We start from the raw sequence: 24331 nt of genomic DNA, 5'->3' as shown, positions 1-24331 counted from the left end.
ACTGCTCAGGAGGCGAAGAAGATGGCGGGGAACGGAGCTCTCAGCGGTGCGGTGATCGCGGTGGCCGGCGCGGGCGGACCCGCGGGCCGGGCGGCACTGCGGCGACTCGCGGAGGCGGGCGCGACCGTGGTCGGCGCGGACAACGACCCGGAGCGGCTGGCGGAGGCCGTGGACGCCGCGCGCTACGCCTCCGGCGGCGCGACGGTCACCGGCGAGACGGTCGACCTGCTCGACCTGGAGTCCACGCGTGACTGGGCACTGCGCACCGAGAAGGAGTTCGGCCACGTCGACGGCCTGGTCCACCTCGTCGGTGGCTGGCGCGGCAGCGAGACCTTCATCAAGACCAGCCTCGACGACTGGGACTTCCTGGAGCTGCTGCTCATCCGTACCGTGCAGCACACCTCACTGGCCTTCTACGAGGCCCTCCAGCGCAGCGAACGCGGGCGGTATCTGCTGATCAGCGCCGCCGGCGCCTCGAATCCCACCGCTGGCAACGCCTCCTACGCCGCCGCCAAGGCCGCCGCCGAGGCCTGGACGCTCGCGCTCGCCGACGCCTTCCGCAAGGCCGGGGGCGCCGAGGGCCCGAGGTCTGCGGCTGCCATCCTGGTGGTGAAGGCGCTGGTGCACGACGCGATGCGCGCCGACCGCCCCAACGCGAAGTTCGCGGGCTTCACGGACGTCAAGGACCTCGCCGAGGCCGTCGTGGGCGTCTGGGACAAGTCCGCCGCCGAAGTGAACGGAAACCGTCTGTGGCTGACCGAGAAGCCGTGAACCCTCCGAAGACCGACGCCCGGCGCCACCACGACCCGGACGTCCGCGGCTTCGCCAGTGACAACTACGCCGGCGCCCACCCCGAGGTGCTCGCCGCCCTGGCCCTGGCCAACGGCGGGCACCAGGTGGCGTACGGCGAGGACGACTACACCGAGAACCTCCAGCGGATCGTGCGCAGCCACTTCGGCGCCACCGCCGAGGCGTTCCCGGTGTTCAACGGCACCGGCGCCAACGTCGTCGCGCTCCAGGCGGTCACCGACCGCTGGGGCGCGGTGATCTGCGCCGAGAGCGCGCACATCCACGTCGACGAGGGCGGCGCCCCGGAGCGGATGGGCGGCCTCAAGCTGCTCACCGTGCCCACACCCGACGGCAAGCTCACCCCCGAGCTGATCGACAAGCAGGCGTACGGCTGGGACGACGAGCACCGGGCGATGCCCCAGGTCGTCTCGATCACCCAGAGCACCGAGCTCGGCACCCTCTACACGCCGGACGAGATCCGCGCGATCTGCGACCACGCCCACGCGCACGGCATGAAGGTGCACCTGGACGGCTCCCGGATAGCCAACGCCGCCGCCTCGCTGAACGTGCCCATGCGGACGTTCACCAACGCGGTCGGCGTCGACATCCTCTCGCTCGGCGGCACGAAGAACGGCGCCCTGTTCGGCGAGGCCGTCGTCGTCATCAACCAGGACGCCGTCAGCCACATGAAGCATCTGCGCAAGCTGTCCATGCAGCTCGCCTCCAAGATGCGCTTCGTGTCGGTGCAGTTGGAGGCCCTGCTCGCCAAGGACTTGTGGCTGCGCAACGCCCGGCACGCCAACGAGATGGCCCAGCGCCTCGCCGAGGGCGTACGCGCCGTGCACGGAGTGGAGATCCTCTACCCCGTGCAGGCCAACGGCGTGTTCGCCAAGCTCCCCCATGACGTGAGCGAGCGCCTCCAGAAGAGGTTCCGCTTCTACTTCTGGGACGAGGCGGCCGGCGTCGTGCGCTGGATGTGCGCGTTCGACACGACCGAGGACGACGTCGACGCGTTCGTGGCGGCGCTCAAGGAGGAGATGGCGCGCTAGCCGAAGGCCGTCCGTCAGTTGACCACGATCTGCGCCCTGTTGTTGCGCAGGTTCGGGTCGAACTTGCTGATGGGCAGCTCCGGGTCGTCGTTGAGGGTCTCGACGGTGGTGCGCGCCCCGCGCACCACCTCGTCGATCCGCAGCGACACCTGCACCGTGTAGGACGCCTTGTCGTGCAGGTAGATCGGCGTCCGGCAGAAGTAGGTCGTGACGGGCTCTCCCTCCTCGGACGTCCGGCACTCATCCGGCACACCGACGATCGTCGTGCCCTCGGGCGCCTGGATCCGTACCGTCGCCACGGCCGCGCCCGCGCCGAGCGACGCCACCCACGCCGGTCCCCGGTTGTGGACGGTGACGGCGGCGGTCACGGTGTCACCGGCCGCCCCGCGCACCTTGCTGCCGGTGAGTTTCAGGTCGGCGGTGTTCTTCGCGTCGAGGATGACGGCCCGGTTGTTGTCCGACAGGTCGAGGTCGTCCTCCCCGGCGACGGCCCGCGGCGCCGCCATGGGGCGCAGGTCCAGCTCGGGACCCGTTCCCGGGGTCCAGGTCCATTCACCGCGGGCCTCTTCCAGCGCCTGGTCCGAGTACGGCAGCACGGAGTGGTCGAACCGCTCGTACAGCGCGTTGCGCCCGACGCGCAGGCCGGTCGTCAGGGCGTATCGCTCGCCGGGAGCCACGGCCTCGTCCAGCACGCACAGCGCGGACTCGCCGGTCTCGTGCCGCCGGTACTCGCAGTTGGAGTTCCGCTCCCTGAACCGCAGCCCGTACGACGCGTTGATCCACAGCAGCGTCCGCGGCACGGCGCGGTTGCCGGTGTTGCCGACCGTCGCACTCACCTGGGTGTTCGTGCCGGGCCTGAGGTCCCGCTGGTACTCGGCCTGGCTGAGGCCGAGGTCCGGGCCGTCGCCCAGGGTGATCCGGGTCTCCACGGGGAACGCCGACAGCTCGCCGGCGCTCGCGCCGTAGCGCACATATCCGGAGGCGGTGGGGTCGGCGTCGGGCAGCGCGCTCAGGCCGATTCGAGCCGCCGTCACGATGTTGTTCGTCCCGGCCGGTATCCCCGGGAAGTCGCAGACCGCCCGCACCGCCGACTCCGGCACACAGTTCGAGGGCCACGACACCCGCGCGAAGGAGGAGACCTCGCTCGCGTCCACGGTCAGCCGGCCGGGCTCGACCTCGCTGTCGGTGTTGTCGTGGCTCACGCGCACCGTGAGCGTGCGCTCGACCGGGCCGCCCGGGCCCGGCCCGGGCAGCACCGCCTCCGACGGCACATCGATCCCCAACTGGTCGGACACGGCGTGCACGGGCCCGGCCCCGACCGCGGCAAGGGCACAGCCGGCGAGCGCTGCTCCGAGCAGGCGATGCTTCATGATTCCCCCTGGATGACGAACTGGTCGTTGAACTCGTCGCTGATCCGGTCGGTGACGAGACCGGCGGCGCGGGGGAGGGGTTGTAGCCGGGCGTGAGGGTTGCGGCGAAGTTCGGCCGTTTCTCGCATTACTGCATAGCTATGCAACAGGCCGCAATTAAATTGACTGTTGGCTCGGCCGCCGCCTACCCTCACCAGTCATGCAGATGATCCAGGAAACCGCAGATCTCTCCGCCTACTCGGCCGCCGACGAGGTGATCGACCATCACCATCCGCGCGTGCGTGAGACGGCCACCAGGCTCGCAGGCGGGGTGGCAGACTCGTATGAGTATGCGCGGGCGGCTTTCGAGTTCGTCCGCGACACCATCGCGCACTCGCAGGACTCCGGAGATCTCCGGGTCACCTGGCGCGCCTCCGACGTCCTGGAGCAGGGGACCGGCATCTGCTACGCCAAGGCCCACGCGCTGACCGCTCTGCTGCGGGCCGAGGACATCCCGACCGCGCTGTGCTACCAGAAGTTCGAGGAGGTGCACGGCCTGGTCGCCGTGCGGTTCAACGGGGCGTGGCATCGGCAGGATCCCCGGGGCAACAAGCCGGGCGTGGACGCGCAGTTCTCCCTCGACGGTGAGCGGCTGGCCTTCGTACCCGACCCGCAGTTCAATGAGCTGGACTATCCGGTCCTGTATGCTGCACCGCATCCGGTGGTGCTCGATGTCCTCAAGGCCGCCACCGACCGGCCGCATCTGTGGCGGACACTCCCCACCGCACTCTGAACCCCGGGAGAAGGCGGACGATGACTCTCACACTGACCGTGTCCGACGAGGTGCGCGCGCTCGTGCCCGGCTTCACGCACATCGCCGTCGAGGCGCACGGGCTGGTCAACGGCCCGAGCACGGACGCGAGTTCAGCACTCCTCGACGACGCGGCCCGGCGTCTGGCCGTACGCCTGGCCGGGCGCGCCCCGCACGAGGACGCGCACATCGCGGCCTGGCGAGAGGCGTACACGGCGTTCGGTTCGAAGCCCTCGCGCACCCGCAACTCCGCGGAGGCGCTGGCCAAGCGCGCGCTGTCGGAGGCCGGGCTGCCCAGGATCAACCTCCTGGTGGACGTCTACAACGCCATCAGCGTCGCCCATCTCATCCCCGTGGGCGGCGAGGACATCGACCGCATCGAGGGCGGCATGCACCTGGTGCGCGCCACCGGCGAGGAGGACTTCGTCACCGTCGCCGGTGGCGAAGAGGTCGTCGAGCACCCGGACGCGGGCGAGGTCGTGTGGCGCGACGGGGCGGGCGTCACCTGCCGCCGCTGGAACTGGCGCCAGGGCCCGCGCACCCGGCTCACAGAGGAGACGGTGTCCGGGATCTTCCTGCTGGAGAGCCTGACGCCGATGCCCGTCGCCGACGTCGAGAGCGCGGCAACCGAACTCGCCGGCCTGCTGGAGAAGTTCAGTCCGGGAGCACGGATCGAGGTGCGGCCACCTGCCTCCTGAGCCGGCCGGGCGTCAGTGCGCCTCGGCCTCGCGCACCTGCTCCGGCGTGGGGGCCGTGCCGCCCAGGTGGGCCGGCATCCACCACGTGTCGGTGGCGTCCTTGGGGCGGACGGGGTAGGCGCGCTGGGCGGCCTCCAGGAGCTCCTGGACGCGTTCGCGCAACTGGCGGGTGATGGCGCCGGCGTACTTGTCCTTGGAGGCCTCGATGGCCTCGCCGACCCGGATGGTGATCGGCGTGTGGCTGCGCTTGAAGTTGCGCGGGTGCCCCTTGGTCCACAGGCGCTGGGTGCCCCAGACGGCCATCGGGATCAGCGGTACGCCCGCCTCCTGGGCCAGCCGGGCGGCGCCCGACTTGAAGCTCTTCAGCGTGAACGACTGCGAGATCGTGGCCTCGGGGAAGACGCCGACGATCTCGCCGGACCGAAGCGAGTCCAGCGCGTGGGCGTATGCCGCCTCACCCTGCTTGCGGTCCACCGGGATGTGCTTCATGCCACGCATCAGCGGACCGGAGATCTTGTGCCGGAAAACCGACTCCTTCGCCATGAAGCGCACGAGGCGCTTCTGCGGGAGGGCCGCCAGGCCGTCGAAGACGAAGTCCAGATAGCTGATGTGGTTGCTGACCAGCACGGCGCCGCCCGAGCGCGGAATGTTCTCCGATCCCTTGCAGTCGATCTTGAGGTCCCACACCTTGAACAGTGTCTGGGCGAAACCGACGACGGGACGGTAGACAAGCTCTGCCATGGACGGAGTGGACCCTTCCTTCTCTGCCGGGAAGGAGGCTCCCAGAAGCTCCCGGCGGGAAAAGTTACGCAGCCGTAGGTTTACGGCTTGTCGCAGATCGTGCCCGAAGAACGGCCGAGCGCCAAGCCCAAGTGCCGGGGAACGGCGAGATCCTCGTCACGTGGCCCCTTGATCCACCTCGGATTTTGGCGTCGCCTTTACCCGGCGCGTACCGTCAGCCGCCGCACGAGCAGGTACATCTCGCACCCCAGGCAGTAACCGAAGACGGCGTTCAGGAAGGCGGCCGCGAGCGCGGCCCCCGTGGCGGCGAGCCCCAGCCAGTCCGGGCCGAAGGTGTACCCGACCAGCCCAAGCCCCGCGAAGACCAGCCCCACGGCCTGCGCGAACCGCGGCGGTTCCGGCGCCTCGAACTCGCTCGGCGGCCCGATCCGGGGGCGGACGGCCGTGCGGAAGAGCCAGCCGTACGGCGAACGGCCCACCCCGCCCGCCGCGCCGAGCGCGAACGCCAGCGTCTGCCAGGCCAGCAGCCAGGCGCTCCCGGTGACCAGAACGACCGCCAGTACGACGGTCGTGACGGCCGCCCCGAAGCGCGGCCCCCTCACATCAATGTCCATGAATCAAGCATTCCGCAACGGAAAGGCTTCCGGGGAGTCGGGAATCTTTGCAGTCTCGTGAACGCTTGAGCAGGGTGATGACCGGAATCGTGGTGTGCGTGGCGGTGCTCGCGGCGGCGAGCGCATACGGAGTGCTGCATCGGCGGCGGAGCGGGAGAGTAAGGGTGCGCGGGCGCGACGACGGAAAGCGGCTCGGCGCGGCCGAGTTGGGCGGGCAGATGGGCGAGCGCGCCACCCTCGTGCAGTTCTCCAGCGCCTTCTGCGCGCCCTGCCGGGCCACCCGCCGCGTCCTCGGCGAAGTCGCCGGCATGGTCCCGGGCGTGACCCACGTCGAGCTCGACGCCGAGGACAACCTGGATCTCGTACGCCGGCTCGACATCCTCAAGACCCCGACCGTCCTGGTCCTCGACGCCGACGGCAACGTGGTGCGGCGGGCCACCGGCCAGCCTCGCAAGGCGGACGTGATCGCCGCCCTGGGGGAGGCGGTCTGAGGGGGTGTGACACCGGCCCGAAACCGAGGGTGAGTCATCTCCCACATCGCGGAACGTACTTGACTGTGCGCACCACCTATCGTCAGCCTGACCGTATGCCTGAGGAACTCCTTCTCTTCGGACGGGCCCATGTCGATCTGGCCCGTACCGCGAGCGCGTGCTGTACGAGCCGTTGAACGGTCATCGCTCCGCACGCCACCTCTCGCAGAAGGACAACTCCATGACGGCCATCCCCGGCCTCGGTACCCCTCGGCTCGCCTCGCCCGACCTGCTCCGCTCCGTCTTCCGGCGGCATGCCGCCGGGGTGGCCGTGATCACCGCACGCGGTGAGTCGGGCCCGGTCGGCTTCACCGCCACGTCCCTCACCTCCGTCTCCGCCGAGCCCCCGATGCTCTCCTTCGGCATCGGCACCGGGGCCTCGAGCTGGCCGGCGATATCCGTGACCGGCCACGTCGGCGTCCACATACTCGGCGAGCACCAGCAGGACCTGGCCGGGACCTTCGCGCGCAGCGGCGCCGACCGGTTCGGCCCGGCCACGGCCTGGCGCGAGGGCCCCGAGGGCGTGCCGCTCCTCGACGACGTCCCGGCCTGGATGGTGTGCCGGGTCGCGGCGCGGGTGCCCGCCGGCGATCACCGCATCGTGCTGGCCGAGGTCGTCCTCGGCGACCCCAGCGGTCCGGGGCGTCCGCTGGTGTACCACCAGGGCCGGTTCAACGGGCTGCGTGACTGACCTCACCGAACCGATGTGACCGAACCGGCCTTCAGAGGTTCTGCGAAGCCGTCGGTTTCCGATTACGCTGCGTTGCAAAGGTCACAGTTCAAAGCGCTTGCTTAGCGGGAACGAACTGGGTGTACTGACGAGTAATATTTCGCTCGGAGCGCGGGTCGCCCCGATCGGGATCGGCCGCTTGGGGCGCCTATGCTGCCTGCAAGTAGGCAGCAGAGAAATGTCGACGCAGTAGGAGAGCCGGCGTGAGCTTGAGGATCGTTGTCACTGTGAAGTACGTGCCCGACGCCACTGGCGACCGGCACTTCGCCGATGACCTGACCGTCGACCGGGACGACGTGGACGGTCTGCTCTCCGAGCTCGACGAGTACGCGGTCGAGCAGGCGCTGCAGATCTCCGAGAACTCCGACGACGACGTCGAGATCACCGTCCTGACGGTGGGCCCCGAGGACGCCAAGGACGCCCTGCGCAAGGCGCTGTCCATGGGCGCCGACAAGGCGATCCACGTCGAGGACGACGACCTGCACGGCACCGACGCCCTCGGCACCTCGCTGGTGCTGGCCAAGGCGATCGAGAAGGCCGGCTACGACCTGGTCATCTCCGGCATGGCCTCCACCGACGGCACCATGGGCGTCGTCCCGGCCCTGCTGGCCGAGCGCCTGGGCGTCCCGCAGGTCACCCTGCTGTCCGAGGTCTCCGTCGAGGACGGCACCGTCAAGGGCCGCCGGGACGGCGACGCCGCCTCCGAGCAGCTCGAGGCCTCCCTGCCGGCCGTCGTGTCGGTCACCGACCAGTCGGGCGAGGCGCGCTACCCCTCCTTCAAGGGCATCATGGCCGCCAAGAAGAAGCCGGTTCAGGCCTGGGACCTCTCCGACCTGGAGATCGAGGCCGAGGAGGTCGGCCTGGAGGGTGCCTGGACCGCGGTGGAGACCGCGACCGAGCGTCCGGCCCGCACCGCCGGCACGATCGTCAAGGACGAGGGCGAGGGCGGCAAGCAGCTCGCCGAGTACCTCGCGAGCCAGAAGTTCATCTAAGGGTCGCTGGCCCGCTTGAGGCTCGACACCCCTTCCGCCCCTCAGACTTCGCAATCCGCAGGAGAGCATTCCCATGGCTGAAGTTCTCGTCTACGTCGACCACGTGGACGGCGCCGTCCGCAAGCCCACTCTGGAGCTGCTGACCCTGGCCCGCCGCGTCGGTGAGCCGGTCGCCGTCGCGCTGGGCAACGGCGCCGCCGACACCGCCGCCACGCTCGCCGAGCACGGCGCGGTCAAGGTCCTCACCCACGAGGCCGCCGAGTACGCCGACTACCTGGTCGTCCCGAAGGTCGACGCCCTCCAGGCCGCCGTCGAGGCCGTCTCCCCGGCCGCCGTGCTGGTGCCGTCCTCCGCCGAGGGCAAGGAGATCGCCGCGCGTCTGGCGCTGCGCATCGGCTCCGGCATCATCACCGACGCCGTCGACCTCGAGGCCGGCGACGAGGGCCCGGTGGCCACCCAGTCGGTGTTCGCCGCGTCCTTCACCACCAAGTCCCGTGTCTCCAAGGGCACCCCGGTCATCACGGTCAAGCCGAACAGCGCGGCCGTCGAGGCCGCTCCGGCCGCCGGTGCGGTCGAGGCGCTCGCCGTGACCTTCTCCGCCCAGGCCACCGGCACCAAGGTGACCGCGCGCACGCCGCGTGAGTCGACCGGCCGCCCGGAGCTCACCGAGGCCGCGATCGTGGTCTCCGGTGGCCGTGGCGTCAACGGCGCCGAGAACTTCTCGATCATCGAGGCGCTCGCCGACTCCCTCGGTGCGGCCGTCGGTGCCTCGCGTGCCGCGGTGGACGCGGGCTGGTACCCGCACACCAACCAGGTCGGCCAGACCGGTAAGTCGGTCTCGCCGCAGCTCTACATCGCCTCCGGCATCTCCGGCGCGATCCAGCACCGCGCGGGCATGCAGACCTCGAAGACGATCGTGGCGATCAACAAGGACGCCGAGGCCCCGATCTTCGAGCTGGTCGACTACGGCGTCGTCGGCGACCTGTTCGACGTCGTCCCGGCCCTCACCGAGGAGATCAAGACCCGCAAGGGCTGATCCCGAACGGGCGCATCGAGGCCCCCGTGACCGTCGCGACGGTCACGGGGGCCTCGTCTCATCCCAGGCTCAGGGACGCCTGCACGGGCAGATGGTCGCTAGGGAACTGGCCCTCGGCGGAGAACGTGTTGATCGAGGCCCGGTGCGCGGTGACCGTGGGCGTGGCGAGGATCCAGTCGATGCGGTCGCCGTTCGGCGTCAGCGGCTTGTAGCCGTGGAAGGTGGCGTACGGATCGCTGCGCTCGCGCGCGGTGTCCCAGGTGTCGCCGAGACCCGCGCCGAGCAGCGTGTCGTACACCGCGTTCTTGTGGGCGGCGACGTTGAAGTCCCCGGTCACCACGACCGGCAGCGAGCGGTCGAACCCGGCGATCCGCTCGGCGATGAGCGCGGCGCTGCGCTCGCGCGCGTACTGGCTCACGTGGTCGAAGTGGGTGTTGAGGGCGTAGAACTCCCGCCCGCCGTCGGTCAGATCGCGGAAGCGGACCCAGGTGACCATGCGGGCGAAGGCCGCGCCCCAGGTGTTGGAGCCGATCACGTCCGGGGTGTCGGAGAGCCAGAAGTGGTCGTACTCGGTCGGGCGCAGGCGCTGGGAGTCATAGAAGATCGCCATCGACTCGTCGCGGCTGCCGTGCAGCCGGCCGGTGCCCACCCAGTCGTAGCGCGGGCCGAGGTCGGCGTCGATGTCGAGCAACTGGGAGAAGATCCCCTCCTGGGTGCCGAGGACGTGCGGGGCCTCGCGGCGCAGCAGCTCGCGCATCACCGGTCTGCGCACGGTCCAGCTATTGGGCTCCATGGTGCTCGCGAAGCGCAGGTTGAAGGACATGACCTGGAGGTGCCGGCGGGGCGGGCGCTCGCCCGCGGAGGCGGCGGACGTGGGCAGTGCTGTACTGGAGAGGGGCGCGGTGACCGCGACGGCCAGTGCGGCTTTCAGACCAAGACGGCGCGTGACTCGGCTGTGGTTCGGCACTTCGTGCTCCTTCGGTGGGAACGGCCGGACGAGTCGTGCGGGGCGTGCGTATGGAAGTGTGATACCGCGTCTTGAGATGGGCGTGAACATGGCGAGATGGCGGGGTGACTCCCCGTGGACATGGTGTTGACCATCCGGAAGGTCCCCAGATAACTTCATTCTACGGATTGTTGATTCCGTAGAGCGGAAAACAGGAGGGTGTGGGAATGGGTCAGGGCCAGCAGGAGAACGTGGCGACGAGCCTCGCGGGCGCCGTCAGCGAGGAGATCAGCGCCTCCCTCGCGCCGGTCGACGCCGAGCTGGAGCGCCGCTACCCCGGGGACCCCGGCACCCGTCAGCCCGTCCACACCGTCTACGTACCCGGCGACGTCTTCGCGGCCGACACCATCCGCTCCTGGGGCGACCAGGCCCTTGCCGCCCTCGACGAACACGCCCCCGACGCGGCCTCCTTCGCCGCGGTGCTCGGGCTGTCCGACGAGCTCGCCGAGCCGGTGTACTCCCGGGTGCGCGCCAAGTTGGAGCGCGAGCCCATCGAAGACCTGCGCGTCGACTTCGAGGACGGCTACGGCCAGCGCCCCGACGCCGAGGAGGACGAGACGGCCGCCCGCGCGGCGCGCCTGATCGCCGAGGCGTACGCGAACGGCACGGCGGCCCCGCACATGGGCATCCGCATGAAGTGCATGGAAGCGCCGGTACGCGACCGCGGCATCCGCACCCTCGACGTCTTCCTCACCGCGCTGATGGAGTCCGGCGGCCTGCCCGAGGGGCTCGTCCTCACCCTGCCCAAGGTGACCTACCCCGAGCAGGTCACCGCCATGGTGCGGCTGCTGGAGGCCTTCGAGAAGGCGCACCGGCTCGACCCCGGCCGGATCGGCTTCGAGATCCAGATCGAGACCAGCCAGTCGATCCTCGCCGCGGACGGCACCGCCGGCGTCGCCCGGATGATCCAGGCCGCCGAGGGCCGCGCCACGGGCCTGCACTACGGCACCTTCGACTACAGCGCCTGCCTCGGCGTCTCCGCCGCCTACCAGGCCAGCGACCACCCGGCCGCCGACCACGCCAAGGCGATCATGCAGGTCGCGGCCGCCGGCACGGGCGTGCGCGTATCGGACGGCTCCACGAACGTCCTGCCGGTCGGCCCGACCGAGAAGGTCCACGACGCCTGGCGCCTGCACTACGGCCTCACCCGCCGCGCCCTGGCCCGCGCCTACTACCAGGGCTGGGACATGCACCCCGGCCACATCCCCACCCGGTACGCGGCCGTGTTCGCCTTCTATCGTGAAGGTTTCGAGCAGGCCGCCGCCCGCCTCGCCCGCTACGCCAACCGGGCCGGTGGCGACGTCATGGACGAGCCCGCGACCGCAAAGGCGCTCAGCGGATACCTGCTGCGCGGCCTCGACTGCGGCGCCCTCGACATCGGCGAGGTCGCCCGGCTCACCGGACTGACCCGTGCCGATCTGGAGGGATTTGCGGCACCGCGACGCGGTGACCTCACGGTCTCCGCCAAGTAGCGGGCAGGTCACAGCGGTCTCGACCGGCTGGAGTTGTCACCCGCGCCCCGTAGTCTGTACGGACGCAACGACGGGCCAGAGGAACGGGGCAACGGTGTCTTCGGGGGAGAACCAACAGGCGGACGAGACCGGCCGGCTGCTGGCAGGGCGCTACCGCGTCGTCGCCCAACTCGGGCGCGGCGGCATGGGAGTGGTCTGGCGGGCCGTCGACGAGGTCCTGGGCCGCGAGGTCGCCGTCAAGGAACTGCGCACCTACTCGGACGCGGACGGACCCGAACTCGCGGACCTGCGGCTGCGAATGCAACGCGAGGCCCGCGCGGCGGCCCGGGTCCGGCATCCCGGTGTCGTGGCCATCCATGACGTCACCGAGGTCGACGGACGCCCGCTGATCGTCATGGAGCTGGTCGACGGCCCCTCCCTGGAAGCCGTGTTGCGCGAGCGCGGCACGCTGGACGCGCGGGAGGCGGCCGGGATCGGCGCCAAGGTCATGGACGCGCTGGCCGCTGCCCACAAGGCCGGCGTCCTGCACCGTGACGTCAAGCCCGGCAACATCCTGCTCGAAACCTCCGGCCGGGTCGTCCTCACCGACTTCGGCATCGCCACCATGGACGACCCCGGCGACGGCTCGGCCACCCATCTGACCCGCACCGGCCATCTCGTCGGCTCCCTGGACTACATGGCCCCCGAGCGCGCCCAGGGCGCCGAACCGGGCGCGTCCTCGGACGTCTGGGCCCTGGGCGCCACGCTGTACGCGGCCGTGGAGGGCTCCGCTCCCTTCCGCCGTACGTCGACCTTCTCCACGCTCACCGCGATCGTGACCGAACCCCTGCCGGAGCCCGCCAACGCGGGCCCGCTCGGCCCCGTCCTCCAGCAGCTCATGGACAAGCGGCCCGAGTCCCGGCCCGAGGCCGACGAGGCCCGCACACTCCTCCAGGCGGTCGCGGACTCCGGCGGTGGCGACGCCCCGACCGCGGCGCTGCGGGGACCGGCGGACACCGGGCCCGCGAAGACCGAGCGCAGTGTCCCGGCGGTGCCGCCCGGCTTCGGACCCACGGCGCCGGTGAGCGCGTCCGGACAGGGGTTCGGGCAGCCCGGACCCACGCCCGCCGGGCAGCCGTACGGCGGCCAGGGACCGGGCGCCCCGGGCAGCGACACGCCGGTGCAGGGCGTGCCCGCGTCGGACCTCCCCGGCGCACCGGTCTTCGGGGCGCCGGCACAGGGCGCGCAGGGACCGGCGACCCCCGGCCAGGGCACCCCGCCGGTGCAGGGCTTCGGCGCTGTGGGCCATCTCGGCCAGGGCGTGTCGGGGCAAGGCACCCCCGGGCAGCCGCCCGTGGCTCCGTACGGCTCCGGGCCGGGCCCGTCCGCCCCGCACTCGCCCGGCCACGGCAGCGCCGTCCCGCCCCAGGACCCGGACGCCACCGGGCCGATGGCCACCTCCTCCGGTACGCCCGCCCGGCGCAAGGGCCGTGCCCTGCTCGCCGCCGTGGCCGTCGCCGTCGTCCTCGCGGCGGCCGGGGGCACCGTCGCCCTGGTGAACAACAAGGGCGACGCCAAGAACGAAGGGCAGGACAAGTCGTCGGTCGGCGTCGCGGAGGGCACGTCCGCCGCGGCGAGCGGCAGCGCCGACGCCGACCGTTCGGGCGACTCCGGCCTGACCGAGAAGGACAAGGACGAGAAGTCGCCCGACGCGACCAAGTCCCCGAGCCGATCGGCGGACACCGAGCCCTCGGACCGGCCCACCACCTCCTCCCCGACCAAGACCTCGGGCGGGGGCGGCTCCGACGGCGGTACCACGGGCGGCGGTTCCGGCGACGGCGGCACCACGGGCGGCGGCGGAACGACCGGCGGCGGTGGCACCACCGGCGGTGGCGGGGGCGGCAGCACACCGACCCCGTCCTGCTTCTCCATCGGCGGCGGCAAGTACAACTGCAAGGTCTGGAAGCAGGCCAAGTCGTACACCGCCGCGGGCGCCGAGGTCGGTGTCCTCAACGCGGGCACCAACTACTTCTACTGCCAGCAGAACCTGGGCCGCCGCGAGACGTACGGCGAGTGGACCAACGTCTGGTGGGCCAAGACGGACGACGACAGCGGCAACACCAACGTCTTCGTCAGCGACGTCTACATCGAGGGCGGCAACAACGACGAGCCGGTGCCCGGACTGCCGGTCTGCTGAGGCCGAACCGGGAGGTACCCCTCCAGCCCGGAGGCCGTCACCAGGTTCTCCTGCGCGAACAGCAGGGTGCCCCGCTCGCACCGCCCCGCGTCGGCACGCGCCCGCGCGCAGAACTCCTCGGGCGTGGCCCCGAAGAGATCCCTCAACCGGGCCGAGCCCGCGAGGAGTTCGGTGAGCAGCGCGCGCTGGCCGGGGTGGGTGCGCGGCGCGCCGGTGCCGTCGTGCAGGACGCCATGACGGTTGACGTACGCGAAGGCGCCCGGGAGTACGGTGCCGTCCGCCAGCTCGATCCGTACGTCGGGTGAGGGCAGCCAGGAGCGGTCGTAGTTGCCGTCCGGTGCCTGCGCTCCCTCGCTCGCGTCGATCACCGGGAGCTGCTCGTCGTCGAGCCAGGTGACGAACAACTCCCGTACGTGCCCCGGGGCGTGGAACGGCGACGCGGACACGTACCCCAGGCGGCTGATGTGCGCGGAGACACCGACGTCGAGGCCGGTCACCCGTGCCTTCACCATCGGCAGGGGCGAGACGATGCCGAACTGGTCCATCTTGTGCCGCAGTTGGCCGGGGCAGGCGTTGGAGCCGACCGCGAGGACGGGCACTCGGTCGTCGTGGACCAGGCGGTCCAGGGGCAGCAGCCGGTCCCCGTCGAGGAGCCCGGAGTCGGACGGCCAGGCGCCGGGGTAGAGCAGCGGATGCTCGCGCGGCGCGTCCGCCAGGCCGAGTGTCCGCAGGCTGCGGTCGTCGTCCACGGGCCGATCGCTCCTCTCAGCGCGCCGGCGGCAGCTCGCCCGAGCCGCGGGCGATCAGCCGCGTGGGCAACTCGATGCGCTCCGGGGTGACCAGCGTGCCGTCGAGCTGGCGGAACAGCCGCTCGGCGGCGGTACGGCCGAGGGCCGCGGCGTCCTGGGCGACGACGGTGACGCCCGGCTGGAGCAGATCGGCGAGCTCGATGTCGTCGAAGCCGACGAGGGCGACGGGACGGGGCTGCTCGGCGAGAACACGGATGACGGTGACCGTCACACGGTTGTTGCCCGTGAAGATCGCGGTCACGGGGGAGGGGCCGGTGAGCATCTCCTCGGCCGCCCGGCGCACCCGCTCCGGGTCGGTGCCCCCGAGGGACATCCAGGAGTCCTCCACCGGTATGCCCGCGTCCTCCATGGCGGCCCGATAGCCGCGCAGCCGCTCCGCGGCCGTGTGGATGCGGGGCATGTCGCCGATGAAGCCGATGCGGCTGTGGCCGTGCGCGATGAGGTGGGCGACGCCGTCGCGGGCCCCGCCGTGGTTGTCGGCCAGGACGCAGTCGGCGTCGATGTTCCCCGCCGGACGGTCGACGAACACCGTGGCGACGCCCGCCTTGAGCTCGGGCTCCAGGTACCGGTGGTCGTCACCGGCCGGAATGATCACGAGCCCGTCCACCCGGCGCGCGCACAGCGCCAGCGCCAGTTCCTGCTCGCGGTCCGGGTCCTCGGCGCTGGATCCGTTGATCAGCAGGGCTCCGTGCGCCCGGGCGACCTCCTCGACCGCGCGGCTGAGCGGTCCGTAGAAGGGGTCCGCGAGATCCTCCAGGACCAGTCCGATGCTCGCCGTGCGGCCCTTGCGCAGCACCCGAGCGCTGTCGTTGCGGCGAAAGCCGAGGGCGTCGATGGCCTCCTGGACGCGCCGCTCCGTCTCCGGGGTGACCCCGGGCTCACCGTTGACCACGCGCGAGACGGTCTTCAGGCCGACTCCGGCACGCGCGGCGACGTCCTTCATGGTGGGACGGTTGCCGTATCGGTTCTCGGGCGCGCGGTCGGATCGGCGGATGGTCTCGGGCACGATGCGGTGTCCTGTCCTGTCGTCGTCCACGGGGGTGCGTAGGTCCATGGGTTTGTATGAGGATGTGGCGTCGAGCATAGAGCCTGGACAACGTTGTCAGATCCGGGAGACACTGTCCACCGCAATCTCCGGCCTGCGTCCCCACCGCGAGACCGGCTCTCATAATTCCCGTGGTTGACGGGGAGTTCCGAATGGTTGACGGGGAGAACTGACACTGATGCACACCGACCTCGTGGCTGCGCTCGACATCGGCGGCACCAAGATCGCCGGAGCGCTGGTGGACGGCCACGGCACGATCGTGGCCCGGGCCCAGCGCGCCACTCCCGCGCGGGAGGACGGTGAGACGGTGATGCGGGCCGTCGAGGAGGTCGTCGGCGAGCTCACCGTATCGCCTCTGTGGGGGCACGCCACGGCCCTCGGCATCGGCAGCGCGGGCCCGGTGGATGCCTCCGCGGGCACCGTGAGTCCGGTGAACGTGCCCGGCTGGCGCGACTATCCGCTGGTCAGGCGCGTCCGCGAGGCGGCCGGTGGCCTGCCCGTCGAGCTGATCGGCGACGGCGTGGCCATCACGGCGGCCGAGCACTGGCAGGGAGCCGCCCGGGGGCACGACAACGCGCTCTGCATGGTCGTCTCGACGGGCGTCGGCGGCGGCCTGGTCCTGAACGGCCGACTGCACCCCGGCCCCACCGGCAACGCCGGTCACATCGGCCACATCAGTGTCGATCTGGACGGCGATCTGTGTCCGTGCGGGTCGCGCGGCTGCGTGGAGCGCATCGCGAGCGGTCCGAACATCGCCCGGCGGGCGATCGAGAACGGCTGGCTTCCCGGCCCGGACGGCGACACGTCCGCCGCCGCGGTGGCCGCCTCCGCGCAGGACGGCGACCCGGTCGCCGTGGCCTCCTTCGAGCGGGCCGCGCAGGCCCTGGCCGCCGGGATCGCGGCCACCGCGACTCTCGTCGAGATCGACATCGCGGTGATCGGCGGGGGAGTCGGCAAGGCAGGCGACGTCCTCTTCACCCCTCTGCGCAAGGCGCTTAGCGACTACGCCACCCTGTCCTTCGTCCAGCGCCTGGCGATCGTGCCCGCGCAGATGGGCACGGACGCGGGCCTGGTGGGCGCCGCGGCGGCCGCCCTCGCACGGAAGGCGGACGCGGCGGCGGGCGTGTGAGGCGAACGGCGGAACGTTCACTCACCGGCGTGCGGCCCGTCGCGCACGGCGGCCGCGGGTCCGTGGGGGCTGGTCGCGCAGTTCCCCGCGCCCCTGAAAGACAGGGGGTTGCAGCCGGCCTGCGCCACGAGGGGCCGCGGGCCTCGACCACGTACGGCGGCCGCGGATCCGTAGTGGCTGGTCGCGCAGTTCCCCGCGCCCCTAAAAGAAGGGGGTTGCAGCCGGCCCGCGCCAAGACGTGACCGCAGCCTTCGCAACCGGTCGCGCAGTTCCCCGCGCCCCTGAAAGACAGGGGGTTGGAGTGGGCCTGCGCCAAGATGTGACCGCAGCCTTCGCAACCGGTCGCGCAGTTCCCCGCGCCCCTGAAAGACAGGGGGTTGGAGTGGGCCTGCGCCAAGATGTGACCGCAGGCGCCGCAACCGGTTGCGCAGTTCCCCGCGCCCCCAGGGAGTCGCAGTCGCGTACGGCGTAAGGGGACGTGCCGGGGGGTGTCCGCCCGCAGCGGCGGGCGTCAAGGAACGGCTCCTCTCTGCCCGGCAGCAACCGCCCGACCGAGGACGGACACCCCCCGGCGCGGCCCCGACCCACCCACCGAACCGTTGGCGCTACGCGCACCCCCACACAGCCGCAGGCATACCCGTCCCCTCGCTCAACAACTCAACCGCGCCTCCGCCCAGTCCCCGTGGTCCGATGTGATGCCGTCGCCGCCGTCCGTGGCGACCAGTCGGACGACCTGGGCGCCGGTCACGTCGGCCGTGATCGGCTGGGCCGGCATCGCGTTGGTGAGAACTCCGGTCGAGGCGGCCTTCACGCCGTCCGCCCAGATCTCGAAGGCGACGGTGCCGTCCGTGCCCTCCTCGTCGTCGACCCCGACCTGCGCGGTCACCGTCTCGCATGCGCCGCCGGCGTAGAACTCGACGGCGCTCTCGGCGTGGACGCCGAGCCCCGTGCCGTACACGACGCCGCCGACGGTGATCGGATGGCCGTCACCGGCAGCGCTCTCGCCGTTGCTGGTGTCGCGCTCGACGGGGCCCCACCCGTTGGTGGCCGACAGCCAGGGGAGGTCACCGAGCCCCGACGTTCCCGCAGGCGGTGGTGCCACCACGGTCGCGGTCAGCGGCAGCGCGCTGTCGACGCGAACGCCGGACGGTGAGCGGTAACTCGCCTTCAGGGTGAGGCCGTACGACCCCAAGGGCGTTCCCGCCGGCGCCCTGACCGCCCACTCGGTGCGCAGGGACCGGCCGCTCGGGAGCGAGGGCGATGCGGTCGGCGACGTCGCCTTGACGGACCAGCCCGCGGGCCCGGTCAGCGAGACGGACACGCGCTTGGCAGCCGTCCGCCCGAGGTCGGTGACCGTCGAGGTCAGCGCGGCCGTCCGGCCCGCCTCGAACAACGGGCCGCCTTCCAGGCCGAGTTCGACGGCCGGCGGGTGCTGCGCCCACCGGCCGTCTGCCTGCACGCGGAAAAGGACCGTGCCGTGCGCGGGGACGGTCGCGGAGATCGTGCCCGCGGTGTTGTAGCTGCGGTGCTGCCACAGGTCGCGCATCGTGTACGCGTCAGCGGCAGGCAGCCCGACCGCCGCGGCGCTCGTGCTGATGCGCTGGGCGGTGCCGGACTCGTTGAACAGCGCCACCGCGCGGCTGCCGTCCCGCATCTCCTTGGTGACAACCCAGCGTCCGCCCGCGGAGGAGACGACGGCGCCCTGCTTGCCCAGCGGGTCCTGGTCGACCGCGATGACCTCGCGATTGCCGAGGATCTCGAAGGTCGCCTCGGAGGCCGACCGCAGATCGGAGCCGATCAGCAGCGGCGCCGCCATGATCGACCACATCGAGAAGTGCGAGCGGTACTCGGTGTCCGTCATGCCGCCGTTGCCGACCTCCAGCATGTCGGGGTCGTTCCAGCGGCCGGGACCGGCATGCGGCGCGAGCGGCAGGTTCTGCTTGAGGATCGACAGCATCGAGCCCCAGTTGTCGCTGATGTCACCGGTCGTACGCCACAGATGCCCGACGTCCGCGGCCCATTCCCAGGGCTTGTTCTCGCCCCATTCGCAGATGCTGTAGACGATCGGCCGGCCGGTGGCCGCGAGCGCGTCACGCATGGTCGTGTAGCGCTGCTTGGCGTCCACGCCCTGGTTGTTGCAGTTGTCGTACTTGAGGTAGTCCACGCCCCAGTCCGCGAACTGCTGCGCGTCGCTGTACTCATGGCCGAGGGCGCCGGGGAAGCCGGCGGTGTTGCAGGTCTTGGTGCCCGCGCTCGTGTAGATGCCGAGTTTCAGGCCCTTGGCGTGCACATAGTCCGCGACCGCCTTGATCCCGCCCGGGAAGCGGACCGGGTCGGGCACGAGCTTGCCGTTCGCGTCCCTGGCGGGCAGGGCCCAGCAGTCGTCGAGGTTGACGTACTCGTATCCGGCGTCCTTGAGGCCCCTCTCCACGAAGATGTCCGCGATCCCTTTGACCATGGCCTCGTTGAAGTCGGCCCGGCAGTGGGTGGAGTTCCAGTTGTTGAAGCCCATGGGCGGGGTGAGCGCGAGACCGTCGTCCACGGCGTCCACGGCGTCCACGGCGTCCACGGCGTCCACGGCGTCCACGGCGTCCATGGCCGGCGCGCCGGGTGCCGCGCCGGCCGCCGGAACGGCGAGCCCCATAGCGCACAGCAGCCCTGCCGCGAGCGCGCCAAGCAGCCTTCTTCGGGTTGTACGGGTGTGAAGGTGACGCATCGTCACGTTCCTCCGAACCTGCGAAATCGGGATGACGCGATGACGACATGTACGCGTCATGATTCGCTCACGGTAGAACCTGTCGGAGTGTGTTGGAAAGTGGTGCGTAGCGAACCTATGTGTGTGGCTCGATTTTTACGACGCGCTTTTTGAACATGTTCAACACTCTGCGCTAGGCTTCCTCTCACACCGAGGGGGAGCCGATGAAGATAGTGATTCCCGGGGGAACCGGGCAGGTGGGCACGATCCTGAACCGTGCGCTGACCGGGGCGGGCCACGACGTCGTCGTACTGACCCGGCGGCCCACGCGTGAAGGCGAGGTCGAGTGGGACGGGCGCACATGGGGTCCGTGGGCCGAGGAGATCGACGGCAGCGACGTCGTGATCAACCTCGCCGGGCGCAGTGTGAGCTGCCGCTACACTCCGGCCAATCTGCGGGCCATGATGGATTCGCGGGTGCAGTCCACGGAGGTCGTGGGCGAGGCGATCGCCGCTGCCGGCCGGCCGCCGAAGGTCTGGCTCCAGATGAGCACGGCAACCGTCTACGCCCACCGGTTCGACGCCCCGAACGACGAGGCGACCGGTGTCATCGGCGGCCGCGAGCCAGATGTGCCGGACTACTGGTCCTACAGCGTCGAGATCGCCAGGGCCTGGGAGAGGGCGCAGGAGATGGCGGACACGCCGCACACCCGCAAGGTCGCCCTGCGTTCCGCCATGGTGATGAGCCCCGATCGCGGCGGCGTCTTCGACATCCTGCTGCGGCTCGCCCGACTGGGGCTCGGCGGCCCTGTGGCGGGCGGCAAGCAGTACGTCTCATGGATCCACGACCGGGACTTCGTGCGCGCGGTCGAGTTCCTGGTCGAGCGGGACGACCTGCACGGGCCGGTGAACCTCGCAGCTCCGCAGCCCCTGCCGCAGCGCGCGTTCATGCGGGAACTGCGCTCGGCCTGGGGTGTCCCGCTCGGCCTGCCCGCGACGAAGGCCATGGCCGAGCTCGGTGCGTTCGCCCTGCGCACGGACACCGAGCTCCTGCTGAAGAGCCGGCGTGTAGTCCCCGGCCGGCTGCTCGCCGAAGGGTTCGACTTCGCCTACACGGGCTGGCCGGAAGCGGCCGGTGATCTGGTACGCCGGCGGCGGGGCGATCGGGGCCGGGTCGGCGACGAGGGCGCGCTGGTGTCCGGTTCGTCCTGAGGTGGGGCGTGACTCCATGGCCGTTTCACAGTTGAACCGGCCATGAAGAAGCGCAGCATGCTCGCCATTGCCTCCCTGGCCACCGGATTCGTCGTCGCGGCGGTCACTCCGTCCCACTCGGTCGAGAACTCCGGCACCTCCGGCACCGGGTCTCCTTCAGCCGGGCTGCCCGGCACCACCGGCGGTCAGATCAAGGCCGCCGGGCTGGACATGAGCGGCAAGAAGCTCGGTGGCCTGGGCACGACGGCTCCGACCAAGCTCGCCGGGATCAACGTGGACCAGACCCTGGACACCTTCGGCAAGGCGATCAACCGCGAGACTGACCGGGCCGTGAACAACGCCCCGCACGGGAAGCCCGGCAAGAAGGGCTGACGACCTCGCCGACCCGACCGCACGGCGCCGCGGCCCGCATTCGAGGGGGCTCCGGCGCCGTTGTCATGCGCCCTCTACGGGAGCTGGTTTCCGTGGCAGGGTGGAGCGGGCAAGCCACAGGGGGCCAATAGAAGAGGGGGAAACGTGATCGTCTGGATCAACGGCGCTTTCGGTGCGGGGAAGACCACCACCGCACGGGAACTGATCGAGCTGATCCCGAACAGCACGCTCTTCGACCCCGAGGTCATCGGCGGAGCACTCAACCATCTGCTCCCGCCCAAACACCTCACCGAGGTCGGTGACTTCCAGGACCTGCCGATCTGGCGCCGTCTCGTGATCGACACGGCTGCCGCACTGCACGCCGAGCTCGGCGGGACCCTCGTGGTCCCGATGACGCTGCTGCGCCAGGAGTACCGCGACGAGATCTTCGGCGGTCTCGCCGCCCGCCGTATCACCGTCCAGCATGTGCTCCTCGCCCCGGCGGAAACGATCCTGCGGGAGCGAATAGCGGGGCGGGAGATCCCGCCCGAGCTGCCCGACGGCGAGATACGGATCCGGCAGTGGTCGTACGACCACATAGAGCCGTTCCGCGCCGCGCTCGCTTCCTGGCTCACCGCCGACGCCTACCCGGTCGACAACAGCGGCCTGACGCCGTACGAGAGTGCTGTCCGGATCGCCGAGGCGGTCGGTGACGGGACGGTTCCCGTCTGTGACATCGTGCAGACGCCCGAACCGACCGCCGAGACCCTCGCCGCGGGCGTCCTCCTCTTCGACGAGCAGGACCGGGTGCTGCTCGTCGACCCCACCTACAAGGCCGGCTGGGAGTTCCCCGGCGGTGTCGTCGAGCGCGGCGAGGCACCCGCGCGGGCGGGCATGCGCGAGGTCGCCGAGGAGACGGGGATACGGCTCGACGACGTACCGCGCCTCCTGGTCGTCGACTGGGAGCGGCCCGTTCCTCCCGGCTACGGCGGTCTGCGGCTGCTCTTCGACGGCGGCCGGCTCGACTCCGAGGTGGCAGAACGCCTGCTGCTGCCCGGCCCCGAGCTGCGCGACTGGCGCTTCGTCACCGAGGAGGAGGCCGCCCATCTGCTGCCGCCGGTGCGCTACGAGCGGCTGCGCTGGGCGCTGCGGGCGCGCGAACGCGGAGCCGCGCTCTACCTGGAGGCGGGCATTCCGGCGCCTTCCTGAGCGAGCCGGAGCTCGGCGTGCGGGAACGGGGTCAGCCTGCTCTCGTTCTGAAGCCGCCGGGCGAAGTCGCCCATGACGGCGGCGAGCGGCGCGTACCGCTCGATGATGTCCGCGGCGGCCCGCGGGATCCCCCGGGCCGGTTCGCCGTCGGCACAGGCGCGCACGAAGGCCTCGTGTCCGTCCCGGTCATGCCCGTACAGGGCGGTCGCGAGCCAGTTCACGTGGTGGAAGGCGGTGTAGACGCGGTCGTAGTCCCGGTGCCGCTCGAAGAAGTCCCGCTCCCAGGCGGTGAGGGGGAAGCGGGCCGAGAGGGCGAGGCCGTAGTCGGCCAGGTAGAGCCGGTGCCCGTCGGTGAGGAAGTTCTGGAAGTGGGCGTCGAAGTGCAGCAGGCGCTCCTCGCGCAGGAAGTCGGTCACGGCCGTGAGCTCCTTCTCCACGAAGGCGCACGCGGCGTCGGCCTCGTCCGTGCGCACCCGGGCGTCCAGCCAGTCGTGCAGGGTGTGCGGGACGTACTCGAGGAACAGCGTCAGGCTCGCGGACGCCGTCCGCAGTTGCTCGATGCGCTCGCGCACCTGTGGTCCGCCGCCCCAGTAGGCGACGGCCCGTTCCACGTCGGCCAGTTCGCCGGCCAGGGGCTGTGGCGGCTGGGGCAGGATCCGCCAGTGATGGGTGAGCGGGAAGCCCGGGAACCGGTCGGAGACGACCCAGTTCGTCGTCATGGTGTGCACCGCGAGTTCCCGCCAGGCACCGAAGCCCGGGCTGCCGATGCCGTAGTGGAAGAAGGCCGGCAGCCCCAGGAGGTTCGCCGTGGAGCGGACGTTCTCCGGCCGTGCCTCCACATCGGTGAGCGGGACCCGCTTCACGAACACCCGTCTGCCGTCCACCTCGACCAGCGCCGACCGCCCACCGATCCCGCTGCCGAGCGGCGTGCCCGACTCCACGAGGCCGGCGAGTTCGCGGTCGGAGAGCAGTGCGAGCGAGGTGGCCAGTTCGGCGTGGGCGAGAAGGCGCGGGGAGGGTGGCATGCCCACCAGGATCGACGATCTACGAGAGCGGTGTCCGGTTCTTCCATCGAACCGGACCTCCCAGCCCTTGCTCGGTCTATCGATATTCGATAGATTCCCATCGCAACTCGATGGAGGGACGGGTCATGGGAAAGCTGGCAGTGCGTGCGCTTCGCGCCGTGCTCGTGGTGGTGCTCGCCGGCACCGTGTTCGTACAGGCAGGGATGGTGTGGGCGTTGGTCAGCGGGAGCGACCCGGAGGACGGGTCGCTCCCGCTGACCCCGCTGCGCGTGATCACGATCCTGGGCATGGTCTCGGCCCAGGTCGCCGTGGTCTGCGTATGGCGGCTGGTGTCGATGGTGCGACGCGGAACCGTCTTCTCCCACGCCGCCTTCCGGTACGTGGACGGCGTGATCGGCGCGATCGTGGCGGCAGCCCTGGTGTGGTTCACGGTCACGGCCATCAACGCACCGGGCCAGCGGGAGGACCCGGGCGTCACCGTCATCATGGGCGGCATCGGCGTGGCCATCCTCGGGGTCGCGCTCATCGTGCTGGTGCTGCGGATGCTGCTCGCCCAGGCCGTCGCCCGCGACGTCGAAGCGGCGCAGATGCAGGCCGAGTTGGACGAGGTGATCTGATGCCGATCGCCGTCGACATCGACGTGATGCTGGCACGGCGGAAGATGTCCGTGGGCGAGCTCGCGGACCGCGTCGGGATCACGCCCGCCAACCTGGCGGTACTCAAGAACGGCCGCGCCAAGGCGGTGCGCTTCGCGACGCTCGCCGCCCTCTGCGAGGTGCTCAAGTGCCAGCCGGGCGACCTGCTGCGCTGGGAGGCCGAGGACGCCGCCGACGGATGACGTGCCCCGGAGCGGACGGGAAAGCA

General features: G+C 71.0%; 24 protein-coding genes. 16 read left to right on the top strand and 8 right to left on the bottom strand.

Going from position 1 to position 24331, the window contains the following annotated elements; translation table 11 throughout:
- Positions 1-21: 21 nt before the first annotated feature.
- Together ACZ69Q_RS12885 and ACZ69Q_RS12880 are read left to right on the top strand one after the other, a co-directional pair.
- Entirely contained in the window at positions 22-771 is a 750-nt protein-coding gene (locus ACZ69Q_RS12885) for an SDR family NAD(P)-dependent oxidoreductase (RefSeq protein WP_471041534.1), read from the top strand.
- Positions 768-1838: a threonine aldolase family protein gene (locus ACZ69Q_RS12880; protein WP_471040901.1), complete on the top strand. Its 1071-nt coding sequence runs from the start codon at positions 768-770 to the stop codon at positions 1836-1838. The genes ACZ69Q_RS12885 and ACZ69Q_RS12880 overlap by 4 nt, the downstream gene beginning before the upstream one ends.
- 14 nt (positions 1839-1852) lie before the next feature.
- Here the strand turns inward: ACZ69Q_RS12880 and ACZ69Q_RS12875 are convergent, their stop codons facing one another.
- Positions 1853-3208, bottom strand: a complete 1356-nt coding sequence (locus ACZ69Q_RS12875; protein WP_471040899.1) for a hypothetical protein — start codon at positions 3206-3208, stop codon at positions 1853-1855.
- Positions 3209-3407: 199 nt separating this feature from the next.
- On the opposite strand from ACZ69Q_RS12875, the gene ACZ69Q_RS12870 reads away from it, so the two are divergent.
- Positions 3408-3980: a transglutaminase-like domain-containing protein gene (locus ACZ69Q_RS12870; protein ID WP_471040896.1), complete on the top strand. Its 573-nt coding sequence runs from the start codon at positions 3408-3410 to the stop codon at positions 3978-3980.
- 20 nt (positions 3981-4000) lie between these two features.
- A complete protein-coding gene (locus tag ACZ69Q_RS12865; protein ID WP_471040894.1) occupies positions 4001-4696 on the top strand; it encodes a B3/B4 domain-containing protein in 696 nt (231 codons plus the stop codon).
- A gap of 12 nt (positions 4697-4708) precedes the next feature.
- On the opposite strand, the gene ACZ69Q_RS12860 is transcribed toward ACZ69Q_RS12865, so the two are convergent.
- Together ACZ69Q_RS12860 and ACZ69Q_RS12855 are read right to left on the bottom strand one after the other, a co-directional pair.
- Positions 4709-5437 carry a lysophospholipid acyltransferase family protein gene (locus ACZ69Q_RS12860; protein WP_471040892.1) on the bottom strand — a complete coding sequence of 243 codons (729 nt, stop codon included), beginning with the start codon at positions 5435-5437 and terminating at the stop codon, positions 4709-4711.
- 197 nt (positions 5438-5634) lie between these two features.
- Complete coding sequence (locus ACZ69Q_RS12855; protein WP_471040889.1) at positions 5635-6051, bottom strand: DUF4395 domain-containing protein; 417 nt, start codon at positions 6049-6051, stop codon at positions 5635-5637.
- 77 nt (positions 6052-6128) lie between these two features.
- On the opposite strand from ACZ69Q_RS12855, the gene ACZ69Q_RS12850 reads away from it, so the two are divergent.
- From ACZ69Q_RS12850 to ACZ69Q_RS12835, 4 genes are all read left to right on the top strand, one after another.
- On the top strand, positions 6129-6542 hold the full coding sequence (locus ACZ69Q_RS12850) for a TlpA family protein disulfide reductase (protein WP_471041532.1): 414 nt from the start codon (positions 6129-6131) through the stop codon (positions 6540-6542).
- Positions 6543-6762: 220 nt separating this feature from the next.
- Positions 6763-7272, top strand: coding sequence for a flavin reductase family protein (locus tag ACZ69Q_RS12845; RefSeq protein WP_471040886.1), 510 nt, complete (start codon positions 6763-6765; stop codon positions 7270-7272).
- Positions 7273-7514: 242 nt separating this feature from the next.
- Positions 7515-8303, top strand: a complete 789-nt coding sequence (locus tag ACZ69Q_RS12840; RefSeq protein WP_471040884.1) for an electron transfer flavoprotein subunit beta/FixA family protein — start codon at positions 7515-7517, stop codon at positions 8301-8303.
- 73 nt (positions 8304-8376) lie between these two features.
- Complete coding sequence (locus ACZ69Q_RS12835) at positions 8377-9339, top strand: electron transfer flavoprotein subunit alpha/FixB family protein (protein ID WP_471040881.1); 963 nt, start codon at positions 8377-8379, stop codon at positions 9337-9339.
- A 58-nt stretch (positions 9340-9397) separates the two neighbouring features.
- Here the strand turns inward: ACZ69Q_RS12835 and ACZ69Q_RS12830 are convergent, their stop codons facing one another.
- The gene (locus ACZ69Q_RS12830) at positions 9398-10306 is read right to left on the bottom strand and encodes an endonuclease/exonuclease/phosphatase family protein (protein WP_471040879.1); all 909 of its coding nucleotides are present in this window, start codon (positions 10304-10306) and stop codon (positions 9398-9400) included.
- 206 nt (positions 10307-10512) lie between these two features.
- Between ACZ69Q_RS12830 and ACZ69Q_RS12825 the strand changes: the two genes are divergently transcribed.
- Entirely contained in the window at positions 10513-11817 is a 1305-nt protein-coding gene (locus tag ACZ69Q_RS12825) for a DUF6986 family protein (protein ID WP_471040876.1), read from the top strand.
- A gap of 94 nt (positions 11818-11911) precedes the next feature.
- Positions 11912-13993 (top strand): serine/threonine-protein kinase, encoded by a 2082-nt coding sequence (locus ACZ69Q_RS12820; RefSeq protein WP_471040874.1) that lies wholly within the window; start codon positions 11912-11914, stop codon positions 13991-13993.
- Here ACZ69Q_RS12820 and ACZ69Q_RS12815 read toward each other — a convergent pair.
- Positions 13939-14742 (bottom strand): hypothetical protein, encoded by an 804-nt coding sequence (locus ACZ69Q_RS12815; RefSeq protein WP_471040871.1) that lies wholly within the window; start codon positions 14740-14742, stop codon positions 13939-13941. The two genes, ACZ69Q_RS12820 and ACZ69Q_RS12815, sit on opposite strands and share 55 nt — an antisense overlap.
- Positions 14743-14758: 16 nt before the next feature.
- Complete coding sequence (locus ACZ69Q_RS12810; protein WP_471040869.1) at positions 14759-15856, bottom strand: LacI family DNA-binding transcriptional regulator; 1098 nt, start codon at positions 15854-15856, stop codon at positions 14759-14761.
- A 169-nt stretch (positions 15857-16025) separates the two neighbouring features.
- Between ACZ69Q_RS12810 and ACZ69Q_RS12805 the strand changes: the two genes are divergently transcribed.
- The gene (locus tag ACZ69Q_RS12805) at positions 16026-16976 is read left to right on the top strand and encodes an ROK family protein (RefSeq protein WP_471040866.1); all 951 of its coding nucleotides are present in this window, start codon (positions 16026-16028) and stop codon (positions 16974-16976) included.
- A 649-nt stretch (positions 16977-17625) separates the two neighbouring features.
- Here the strand turns inward: ACZ69Q_RS12805 and ACZ69Q_RS12800 are convergent.
- Positions 17626-19692: an NPCBM/NEW2 domain-containing protein gene (locus tag ACZ69Q_RS12800; RefSeq protein ID WP_471040863.1), complete on the bottom strand. Its 2067-nt coding sequence runs from the start codon at positions 19690-19692 to the stop codon at positions 17626-17628.
- Between the two features lie 203 nt (positions 19693-19895).
- On the opposite strand from ACZ69Q_RS12800, the gene ACZ69Q_RS12795 reads away from it, so the two are divergent.
- The 3 genes from ACZ69Q_RS12795 to ACZ69Q_RS12785 all read left to right on the top strand — a co-directional run bounded on the left by ACZ69Q_RS12795 (position 19896) and on the right by ACZ69Q_RS12785 (position 22442).
- On the top strand, positions 19896-20882 hold the full coding sequence (locus ACZ69Q_RS12795) for a TIGR01777 family oxidoreductase (protein WP_471040860.1): 987 nt from the start codon (positions 19896-19898) through the stop codon (positions 20880-20882).
- A gap of 42 nt (positions 20883-20924) precedes the next feature.
- On the top strand, positions 20925-21254 hold the full coding sequence (locus ACZ69Q_RS12790; protein ID WP_471041561.1) for a hypothetical protein: 330 nt from the start codon (positions 20925-20927) through the stop codon (positions 21252-21254).
- A gap of 144 nt (positions 21255-21398) precedes the next feature.
- Complete coding sequence (locus tag ACZ69Q_RS12785) at positions 21399-22442, top strand: NUDIX hydrolase (RefSeq protein WP_471040857.1); 1044 nt, start codon at positions 21399-21401, stop codon at positions 22440-22442.
- Here ACZ69Q_RS12785 and ACZ69Q_RS12780 read toward each other — a convergent pair.
- On the bottom strand, positions 22409-23467 hold the full coding sequence (locus tag ACZ69Q_RS12780) for a protein kinase family protein (protein WP_471040854.1): 1059 nt from the start codon (positions 23465-23467) through the stop codon (positions 22409-22411). The genes ACZ69Q_RS12785 and ACZ69Q_RS12780 overlap by 34 nt on opposite strands.
- Before the next feature lie 125 nt (positions 23468-23592).
- Here ACZ69Q_RS12780 and ACZ69Q_RS12775 point away from each other — a divergent pair, with 125 nt between their 5' ends.
- Together ACZ69Q_RS12775 and ACZ69Q_RS12770 are read left to right on the top strand one after the other, a co-directional pair.
- A complete protein-coding gene (locus tag ACZ69Q_RS12775) occupies positions 23593-24084 on the top strand; it encodes a DUF2975 domain-containing protein (protein ID WP_471040851.1) in 492 nt (163 codons plus the stop codon).
- Positions 24084-24305, top strand: a complete 222-nt coding sequence (locus ACZ69Q_RS12770) for a helix-turn-helix domain-containing protein (protein ID WP_224740315.1) — start codon at positions 24084-24086, stop codon at positions 24303-24305. Before ACZ69Q_RS12775 ends, ACZ69Q_RS12770 begins: the two co-directional genes overlap by 1 nt.
- Positions 24306-24331 lie beyond the last annotated feature (26 nt).

The sequence above is a fragment of the Streptomyces sp. NPDC036764 genome (genome assembly GCF_055609385.1).
The sequence above is the reverse complement of the archived record's forward strand: the minus strand, read 5'-3'. Positions and strand labels throughout refer to the sequence as shown.